Source organism: Bifidobacterium callitrichos, assembly GCF_008698085.1.
Classification (GTDB): Bacteria; Actinomycetota; Actinomycetes; order Actinomycetales; family Bifidobacteriaceae; genus Bifidobacterium; species Bifidobacterium callitrichos.
The window spans coordinates 406,954-417,292 of the sequence record NZ_RZJP01000002.1 but is presented as its reverse complement, the minus strand read 5'-3'; the positions used below and the strand labels follow the sequence as shown (position 1 = coordinate 417,292).

General features: G+C 58.5%; 6 protein-coding genes. 4 read left to right on the top strand and 2 right to left on the bottom strand.

Going from position 1 to position 10,339, the window contains the following annotated elements:
* On the top strand, window positions 1-1,535 hold a 1,535-nt coding region (locus EMB92_RS06315), incomplete at its 5' end, for an InlB B-repeat-containing protein (RefSeq protein ID WP_190973583.1).
* 139 nt (window positions 1,536-1,674) lie between these two features.
* Here the strand turns inward: EMB92_RS06315 and EMB92_RS06310 are convergent.
* Entirely contained in the window at window positions 1,675-3,792 is a 2,118-nt protein-coding gene (locus tag EMB92_RS06310) for a glycosyltransferase family 39 protein (protein WP_150394180.1), read from the bottom strand.
* A 130-nt stretch (window positions 3,793-3,922) separates the two neighbouring features.
* Here EMB92_RS06310 and EMB92_RS06305 point away from each other — a divergent pair, with 130 nt between their 5' ends.
* The 3 genes from EMB92_RS06305 to EMB92_RS06295 all read left to right on the top strand — a co-directional run bounded on the left by EMB92_RS06305 (window position 3,923) and on the right by EMB92_RS06295 (window position 7,202).
* Window positions 3,923-5,230: a tyrosine-type recombinase/integrase gene (locus EMB92_RS06305; protein ID WP_150394179.1), complete on the top strand. Its 1,308-nt coding sequence runs from the start codon at window positions 3,923-3,925 to the stop codon at window positions 5,228-5,230.
* Window positions 5,231-5,809: 579 nt separating this feature from the next.
* The gene (locus EMB92_RS06300; RefSeq protein WP_150394178.1) at window positions 5,810-6,211 is read left to right on the top strand and encodes a hypothetical protein; all 402 of its coding nucleotides are present in this window, start codon (window positions 5,810-5,812) and stop codon (window positions 6,209-6,211) included.
* Window positions 6,204-7,202 carry a DUF2142 domain-containing protein gene (locus tag EMB92_RS06295; RefSeq protein ID WP_150394177.1) on the top strand — a complete coding sequence of 333 codons (999 nt, stop codon included), beginning with the start codon at window positions 6,204-6,206 and terminating at the stop codon, window positions 7,200-7,202. Before EMB92_RS06300 ends, EMB92_RS06295 begins: the two co-directional genes overlap by 8 nt.
* Window positions 7,203-7,251: 49 nt before the next feature.
* Here EMB92_RS06295 and EMB92_RS06290 read toward each other — a convergent pair whose 3' ends face one another.
* Window positions 7,252-10,296, bottom strand: coding sequence for a DUF4422 domain-containing protein (locus tag EMB92_RS06290; protein WP_150394176.1), 3,045 nt, complete (start codon window positions 10,294-10,296; stop codon window positions 7,252-7,254).
* Window positions 10,297-10,339 lie beyond the last annotated feature (43 nt).

Below are 10,339 nucleotides of genomic sequence, written 5' to 3'. Positions count from 1 at the left end.
CCACCCCGGTGACCTCGGACCTCAACCTGTTCGCCCAGTGGACGAAGGGCGAAGCCCCCAAGCCCCAGACCTTCACCGTGACGTTCAACGCGAACTTCGAGCCGTCGTGGGGATCCTACGAGGTCAAGGTCGGTTCAGGCAAGACCGTGCCGCAGCAGTCGGTTCCGCAGCGTGAGGGCTACACGTTCGCCGGCTGGACCACCGACAAGGAAGGCAAGAACAAGTTCGACTTCGCCACCCCGGTGACCTCGGACCTCAACCTGTTCGCCCAGTGGACGAAGGGCGAAGCCCCCAAGCCCCAGACCTTCACCGTGTACTTTGGTGCCGTCGACCCTGAGGACCCGAGCATCAAGCTCGACGACAAGTCCCTTGAACGCGAGGCCGGCCAGACCGTGGGCGAGATCCCGTCCCTGAATACGCCGGGCTACTACATCTTCGGCTGGTACAACGGTGACCACTCGCAGCTCTACACCGCCGATCAGGTCAAGGCCGTCAAGGTCGACTCCGATCTGGTCTTCGTCGCCGCCTTGGCGAAGAAGACCACGCCGCAGAAGACGTACAAGGTCACCTTCGGTGTGATCGATCCGACAGACAACAGGACCGTTCTGTATGACAGCACCTTCGAGTATCTCAACGGCCAGTCCGTTAAGGCCCCTGAAACCTCGAAGCTGAACATCCCGTCCGGCTACCAGCTGATCGGCTGGCGCGACAACAACAACACGTTCTGGAGCTCCGTCGACGGCTTCAAGGTCGGTACCGCCATCAAGGCCGATACAACCTTCAGAGCGGTGCTCGCGAAGAAGGACGCCCCGAAGGGCTACTACAAGGTGACCTTCTACTGGCGCGACAACAACGGCCACCACGTCTCCTCGGTGAATGTCGTGAAGAACGGCAAGCTCACCAAGAGTGAGGTCCCGGTTCCGTCCGCGTTCCGTCACCACACGTTCTATGGCTGGTTCGACCGCAGCGGCCACAGGCTTAACCTGAACGATGCTGTCACGGCCGATACGGTCTACGTTGGCTATTGGTGCAACAACGCATGGCCGAAGCCTCCGGTCGGCCCCAACCAGCCGGACGTGCCGAGCACGCCCAGCACCCCGAGCACCCCGTCGGTAAAGAAGGTTCCGGTGTATCGTCTGTACGATCCCGCTTCGGGACTGCATCTGTACACGGCCGATGAGAACGAGCGCAAGGTGCTGTCCACTCAGCATGGCTGGAACGATGAAGGTGTGGTGTTCTACGCTACTACCGACAAGAACGCCTCCGGAGCCAAGCCCGTCTACCGTCTGACCAACAAGGACACTGGCCGTCACCTGCTAACTCTGGATGAGAATGAGCGCAAGGTGCTGTCCACCGAGCGCGGCTGGACGGACGAAGGCGTGGCCTGGTACCAGACCAGCGCTGGCACAGTCCCGGTTTACCGCATGTACTCTGAATCTAAGGCCGAGCACCTGTACACGACCGACCTTAACGAGTACACGTTCAACGCGACTCGTGGCTGGACTCAGGAAGGCGTCGCCTGGAAGGGTCTGTGACCTCCCACTAAGGCGATAGTCTGACTAACCCGAAGGGGGTGGTCGACACAAACGTGCCGACCACCCCCTTCGCATAACTCGGCTCCCTTGTCAGGGGCTGGCCCGTAAGGGTCGAGGGGGTAGTCTCAGAAGAAAAAGACTACGCGATCGCCGCGAGTCCAACCGGCTGCAGCAGGAACGGCTGCAGCAGCCCGTCCCACACCAGCATCAGCGCGAATCCGGCGCACACCAGAGTGCCGATTCCGGACAAGCCAGCCGATTCGTTATCAGCAGTGTCAGTGTCAACGCCGAACCAACGCCACAGCAACCAGCACAGCGCGTACACGATGATGACCATGGCGCACAGATAGTATCTGCTTTGCAGGCCCCCGGTGTACCCGTTGACATAGAAGCCGTTCAGCGCGTTATTGAACTGATACAGCATAGTCAGCGCAATGGCTCCCATGCCCATCGCCAAGAGGTTACCGGTGCGACCGCGACTGCCGCGACCGATCGCGAACACCGCGAACGGCACCACCAGTAGCAGCGTCAGTGCAATGGTGCGAGCGTCGAACGAGGTGACACCGGAGCGGGGGATATCGGCCTGCCACGGCATGCTCCACCACGTGCGCAGGAACTGGCTGATGTAGTAGTCCACATACTGCATGATGCTCATGTCCGACCGCTCGGACATGGCCTTATAGAACGTGGATGACATATACCCGGCCGGGTCCAGCTTCTGATAGCTCGGCTGGATGCTGTGGTACCGCGCGAATACGACCGCATAGTAGGCGATGGCTGGAATCAGGAGCGGTGTGGTGAACCAGAATTCCCGTTTCGTGAGCGCGGAGCGGGCCTCACGCTCCCCCATCGCCGCGATCACCACGAACAGGCACAGCAGCGCGGCGATCATACCCGCGGTCAGTTTTGTCAGCAACGTAGTGGATAGTCCGCCCATGATGAGCAGGTAGGTTCGCCAGTCGTAACGGCGCTCCCTGAACCTGACGACTCCCCATACGGTCAGGGTCACGGTCAGCAGGCACAGGGCATCGTTGTTCACGCCGGCCGATACCTGCACCATGTTGGGCGATGCGATCAACGCGAGCGCGGCCACCAAATGCAGCAGCGGGACGCGCGGCAGTCGCGAATACAGCAGATACGCACAGACGGCAAGACCGGCGAGCAGCATCAGCAGGCTGGCCATGCGCAGCCACGCCACATGGAACGTCACCACCGTACCGGATACGTGCGTTCCCGGAACCAGCAGCATGAGGATGTAGTACAGCGGAGGATGCCCGAGCTGATTGAACGCGAGGGGATCGGCAAGATCCGCACGCCCGCTGAACACGGTCTCGTATACGTGCATGCCGGCGAAATCGGGGATCAGTTGGAGATGTGCCTTCTCCCATGCGAGGTAGGACAGGTGCGCGATCTCATCGGGCGAATGCGACCACCTGAGGATGTAGAGAAGTCCTTGTCCAAAGGCCGCCACGAGCATGACCACGTAATCGAGGATGATGACCGGCTTGCGCCATGCGGTTCTGGCCGTACCGCCGGAACCGGCGATCGCATTGAAGCCCGTGAGCAGCAGGAATCCCAGAAGTATGGCAATGATCGTCAGACGGCTGCGTCCGGGGGCGTCCAATGCCCACACGCGCCATGCACCCATCGCCGTCAGTGTGACGACCATCACCGCGGACGCGAACCATGACATCGGAACGGCGGCGAACGCCAGACGACGCAACAGCACGACGGCGATGCCGACGAACACCAGTATCAGCAATGCCAGTCGGCCGGGGTTGAACAGCTTCCATCCGGAGACCATGGAACGTATCTGACTGCGGGAGAGATCGAATGACACGGAATCGCCGTTCCGGTTCACCGTCAACCCATCGGAGGCGATGCGATGCGCGGTCCACCAGTGCCGATTGTTGACGTTGACCTCGCCATCCACGCGCACAACCTGCGCATCACCGACGTCTGAGAGATCAAAGTGCAGTGTTGATGCGCCATACGTCAGCGGATCGGGCTTGTAGGACAGGTTATGGCCTGAAACGGTGAGCTGCTGAGGCTTGACTCCGACCGCTTGCTCCGATTGGTCGAAGGAGGCGGACACCGTGCCGGACGCGTTGGACGGCACATCGCGGTCGAAGACGACGGTCACCATCTGGTTCATCGGAGGCAAAGGCACCACGATCGCGCAGAGCAGCGCGATGACGGCCAGCAGGGAGGCAATCATATTCGGATTGCCTTTGATGTTGTTCAGTATGTTGCGCATCGTCTCTGCCACCCTCACAGGCCCGCTGGCCTCTATCGCATTCTCCCGGACTGTGAGCAACTGTACCGTTCGCCTTGGAATCAACGCGATATGCGGGCAGTCCAACGTCCCGCCGCACTACTGTGAATGAATGGCAAGGGTATGGATTGATGATCTCTGGCTGAAACATGACAACGGCGTCCCGCCGTCCTCCACCGCGAAGCGTTCGCTGGCCGCGGTGAGCGATCCGATGACCGCGCAGGTTCCGGAGCGATGGCGCTCCTCCCGTTACGGCAAGGGCAAACGATGGCGATGCCGCTGGTACACGATCGAAGGCGAGAGTCGCCGGCAGCATTCGAAATCGTTCGCCAAGCTCGCCGACGCGGAGGCGTTTCAGGCCGGTATGGAGGACGACGTGCGTCGCGGGCGCTACGCGGATCCGAATGACGCACGCAAACCGTTCGGTGACATCGCCGACATGTGGCTGCGATCGAAGAACCACGTGAGCGAGGGCGTACGCGCCCGCTACGAGTGCGAGCTGCGCGTGTATGTGAAACCGCGCTGGGAGAACACGCCGATCGGGTCGATCACCATCGACGACGTGGCGCGATGGGTGAGCGATCTGACGACGGGCGACTACCCGGTGAGTCTGTCGTCCACGGAACGCAAGGCGAAGCCGCTGGCACCAAGATCTGTCAAGAGCATCGTCAAGGTGGTGTTCGCCGGGGTGCTGGATTACGCGGTGAAGTCGCGGTATCTGATGAGCAATCCGGCGCGAGACGTGGAGATACCGAAATCCGAGTATCGCGATCTGATCTTCCTCGACATCCACGAGATCGAGGCGCTGGCCGATGCGGCGGCGAGCGTGGGGAGGCCCGTGGACGGGCTGATCATCCGGTTCCAAAGCTACGTGGGCACGCGCATCAACGAGTCGTTCGCGTTGCAGGTGGGCGATCTGGATCTGGAGCATCGCAAGGCCCGTATCCGGCGCACGTGGAAGAACAGCGCGAAGGCGCAGCGGCTGGGGCCGCCGAAATCGGGCAAACCACGCACGGTGGCGATCCCGAAGTTCCTGATCAAGCCGTTGAAGGAGCAGGTCAAGGGGCAGCCGGAGACCGCGTACGTGTTCCGTGCGATGCGCGGCGGACACATCAACGATCACAACTGGCGGCGCAAGGTGTGGCACAAGGCCGTGAAACTGGCGAAACTGGGCGACGTGCAGGGGCTGACCCCGCACAGTCTGCGGCATTCGTACGCGGCGATCGCGATCAAGGCCGGAGCGGACGTGAAGATCCTGCAACGCCAGATGGGTCACGCCTCGGCCAGCCTGACCCTGGACGTGTATGGGTTCCTGTTCCCCGAGAGGCTGGAACAGGTGGCGGATGCCGTAGATACGGAGCGGGATGCCGTGCTGAACGGTGGGAGGCGCGGCAGGAAGCAGAGTGGAGCGCGGTCCTGAGCACGGTGAAACGGCTCGTCGGTATCGTGTCTGGGTCGTGTCCGAAACGGGCCCAGACACGATCGGGCGGAGGGAATCGAATTCCGCGATTGAGAAGGTGCGGAGCCCGCGAGCGCCGTCGCGGTCGTGTCCAACCGTGTCTGGGGAACAAACAGATGGTTTCCAACATCAAGGAGCATTAGAAAATCAAGCATTTCAACAGGAGAACGATCAGCGAACCCCCGCCCCTAGAACGGGGGAATCGGGTGTCGGGGGACGCTTCGCCTTCCTCATACCCCCTACTATAGGCGAATGACTCTCACGAAACACTCAGCATCTCGCAGGGAGACGTTCAGCGTGCTGCATGTGACGGCTCCGGCTGGATTGGCGGCTTAGACTGCTGCCTGTGTGCTCAGCGTGTGGCGGGAGGAGCTTCGAGGTGGTCGGCAGGGGCTTTTGCGTGACACGAATGATGGTCCATATGGGGGGAGAATAAACTGGGCTCAATCCGTCCTGACAGCTACAGTATGATTTAGGTATGCTTATGTCTCTCGTATGGATATAATTCATATTATATTATTTGGAACAGTCTGGAGTGAGATGGGTGCTAAGGGTGAGAAGAGCATCAGGCGTGCTCTTCACAAGAGATCTAGGTTCTTTTTAAAGAATATAATTCCGGTACTGTTGATTTTTTGTTTGTCAGTTCCGCAGGCGATTGGTTTTATTGCCAATATTGGTCCTTGGACAATTCCTGATTACGATATGCATGTGGCGTCCACATATGCGCTTGCTACTGGACAGGTTTTTCCTGAAATGACAGTATCTACGGATGATTTTGGCAACGATACGAAGCGGCCAATTATATCAGGAGATTCTCGTTATTTAAGAAATGGCGGGGCGAGAAATGATCTCGTTTCGAATATCATCGGTACTCCGTTTCAAGACGATTCTCTAGCGCGGCAGAAATTCGTTTCTTCTAACGGGGGGGGGGTGGATAACTGATACGCCTCGGGCAACTCAATATCCTCTATTCGGATATATTCCTCAAGCCATAGGGCTCAAGATAGGTCTCATGCTAAGGCTTTCGCCTTATGTGTCCATGCAGCTTGCGCGATTAAGTAACTATTTGGTTTGTTTGACATTGTTTGTTATTTCCATTCTCCTCCTTCCGCGCGCGAAGATGGTCATGGTTGTTATTGCTGCTACGCCGACAGTATGTTTCATATCATCCAGCGTCATGCTTGATGGATTGATGGTTGCATTGTCTGCGGTCATTACTTCTTTTGCGTTGCATGCCGCAAATTCAGATCGTTCAATGACGACAGGTATGTTTATCGGTGTTATTATTATTGCTGCTTTACTGTGTTATATCAAAGCAATATATTTAGTGCCTCTGCTGCTTGTATTTGTTCTACCTGAACATGTTCTTTCTATTAAAAGAAAAATGTGTGCGTCTCTATCTCTTGCTATAGCGTTTTTGAGTTATATTCTATGGAGCCAGAAATATAGCTCAATGGGGTATCTTGCAAATTATTCTGACAATGTTTCGTATGTGCTTCAAAATCCATTGCGTTTCATTGTCTGTATTATTATTAACGTTGTTGCGGATTGGCGGGATCTCATTCCAAATGACCCCTCAACGATTATAATCATTGCGATACTTGTTGTGATGAGTATGAGGCCTTTGCTTGATATGAGATATATAGATTCTGTGTTTCACTCCAAATCTGTTTTCACTGTTGTGCTGAATCATCGTTATCTGATTGTTTCGGTAGTCGGAGTACTTTTGGCGTGGTTTCTGGTGTATGCTTTTGAGGCTCTGACTTGGAATGATCTTCCGTCAATTGGCGCATACGGACATTTAGAGGGGGTGCAGGGAAGATACATATTGCCGTTACTGCCTCTACTTACGGTCTCAGGTCTTTACGATAGAGGCTGCGAAGATCAAACGGTTGTGAGCGGTCTAAGCGACCAAGTTATTGACAACAAGTAAATGTGGTGGTCAATCCGGTTTCCTGGATTGACCACCACATCACCACAGTTCACTTTCGATTCCGCAACGTACGTGCGACTGTTTTCAGCATTTCGCGTCGCTTCGACCCGATCGGCATGATCGGATCAACCACCTTGCGAATCGGGTTCTTGTCGCCGATGGCACGCTCATGGAGAGGCTTCCGCGTCGCGGCGGGCGTCGTCATCTCCGCCGTCTTCTGTGCCACCTTCTTCATCAACCGCTCGTAGAACGGCGTCTGCCTCGCGTACCGCCAGTACACGCTCGCGAAATCGCACTCCGGGTCGGTCCAAGGCTTGATGAATCCCGCGTAGTGAATGATCTTCGGGTGCTCGCGCGACTTCAGGTACGCGTCGTACATGCCGCTCGGTGCGCAGCTGAAGATGCGGCCCACGCGATCCTCGAGGTTGTGCACCACGTTCCACTCCCACGGCAGGTACAGCACCTTGCCCTCGCAGTGCATGTTGAGCACGTCCTGATCGTTATAGATCAGGTCCGGGTTCGAGGCGTAGCCGAGCCACTGGCGGATCGTGTAGCGCGCACGCATCGCCTTCGTGTTGAGCACCAGCACACCCGCCTGGAAGTACCGGTACGGGTCCTTCATGTGCAGCGTGGACTTCGAATACCTCATGCGGATGCCGTCGGGCATGTTGAGGTTGCCGAGATAGTCGATGTCGTGCACGGCGGCCAGCAGGTTGTCGCCCAGTTCCGTGTCGTACAGTTCGGCGATGTCGCCGTTGATCACGATGTCCGAATCGAGGTACAGCACCTTGTCGTAGAACGGCATCAGCTCCTGGATGAGGAACCGGTAGTACGTCTCCACGCTGATGTGCGCGTTCGAGGTCGTGAGGTTGTATCCGGCGATCTCGCGATCCACGTTCTTGAATCGTAGCGACATGTTCGGGAACCGCGACGTGAAGAACTCACGCAGACGCTCCTGACGATCCCATTCGATGTTGCGCTCCAGCACGACCACGTCGTAGTAGCGTTCCTTCGAGGCGTTCGTCATCGCCGAGAACATCGTCGTCGCCAACTGGGAGACGTAGTTGTTGTCCGCGGCGAACACCACCGGCACCGGCTGGGGAAGACCCGCGGTGGGCGTCCACAGGGGCTTGAGCGGTTCGGACGGCTCCGGGTTCGTGAAGTGCACGCACTGCAGCTCTCGTGTCTTCAGCTTCGCGCCGACGCGCTGCTGGTGCATCAGGTAGATGTTGAGCAGTCGCTCCGACAGATGTCCCGGAGTGCGTACGGCCTCACGACTGTAGTTCGTCATGTCGGTCTCGCGCTCGAACTCGGCGAGGATCGGGAACAGCCACTCGCAGTAGTCGAAGAACACCTGCTTCCTCATGATGAACATGTTGCAGAAGCACGACTTGTGCCCGTTGAGGAACGCGACCGCATCATCATGGTAATCGGGGTGCATGCGGCACAGGATCTGGTAGCAGCGGCGCAGGTCGTCGTCGATCAACGCGGGGGCGGCCGCCCACAGCGCCTTAGGCGTGCCGTGCTCGTCGATCATCTCGGTCAGGTCCTGCCAACGTGTGGTGATCACGTCATAGCCCTTGACCGCGCGGGCGATGGTCTTGTCGTCGAGACCATACTCCTTGATGGCCTTCGTGTCGATGTAGTCGTCCATCACCTCACCGTACGGGTTCTCCTCATGCTCGGTGTCGGAGAAGTCGAAGTAGCGGCGGTAATGGCAGAAGCCGTAGTATTCGGCGTCCACGTTCTTCCACGCCCAGTACTGCGTGGTCAGCTCGCAGTACATCGGGTTCTTCTCGGAGATGTTCTCGCCGTCGTCATCGTGGAACGCCCACGGGAAACGGTACGAACCGGGCTTCAGGCCCACCTGCACCGGCTGGAGGATGGCGCTCGACGGCTTGTCCACGTTCTTATGCGTGGTGACGAAGATGCGAATCGGCTGGTTCTCGTACCGCTCCTTCTCCTTGGCGCGATCCAGATCGGCCAGCAGCTCCTCGGCGCGCGTACGCACCAGCGCGTAACGGTACAGATCCGTGTGATCGCCGTCCTCCGGGGTCAGGGATTCCGCGATGAACCGCCAGTTGCGCAGCTGCGCGACCTTGAACGGCTCCTGCTCCTTGGACGTGATCAGCGTCCACGCCAGATCGCGCACATGACGCCAGATTTCGCGGGCGGCCACCGCGTTGCCGAACACGTCGGCCATGGCCCGGGCGGCCTCGGCCTTGCCCTCCTCGGGTACGCGCACGCGCCAGTCGTTGGAAAGGAGTTCGACGGCCTTGTGCCGGAATCCGATGAGGCAGTCGGCCAGCTTCAGTTCGGGATGGACCGCCGTGAAGTCGTCGGTGGCGTCGAGGCATGCCGCGAACTGCTCGCAGAACTGTCCGAACTTCTCGGCGGTGATCTCGTTGGTCCCGGTCACACCTCGACCGTAATGATAGCGGTATCCGCGGCATCGCTTGGCGCTGCGATAGGAGGTTGCCAGCGACGAAAGCACGAAGCACTCATAACCGTCCTCGGCGCGCTCCAGACGGTCCGCGGTCATCTGATTGAACGCGCGTTTAAGCAGCGACGTGCGGAACGCGCGTTGGGTGACACGCCAGTCGACCTGATATCCACGCGATTCGAGGTAGATACTCTGAACGATGTCGTCGTACTTGCTGTCCGGCGTCGGCGTGTTGTTGAACTGTTCGAACGCCTGACACTCCTCGTCGAGGATGCCGTTCTCGCCGATCACGGTCAGGCCGAAGTGCAGGATGTCCGCGGGGGCGGAGGTGAGGCTTGCGTACAGGTCGGCGCACATGGTCGGTTCGAGATCGTCGTCGCCGTCGAGGAAGAAGGCGTATTGACCGTTCGCCTCCTCGACGCCGGTCTTGCGTGCCAGATGCAGTCCCTGATTGTGATCGTGGGTGATGACCCGAACGCGATCGTCCTCCGCCGCGGCTTGGGCGAGGATCGCAGGCGTGCCGTCGGTGCTCGCATCGTCGACCACGACGATGTCGATGTTCTTCAAGGTTTGCGCGCGCACGCTGTCAAGGCATGCCTTGATGTACGGTTCGACGTTGTACGCCGCGATGATGACTGAGATCTTGGGCATGGTGCGTTTCCTCGATTCCAATTCCTAGTATGCCGACAGTGTA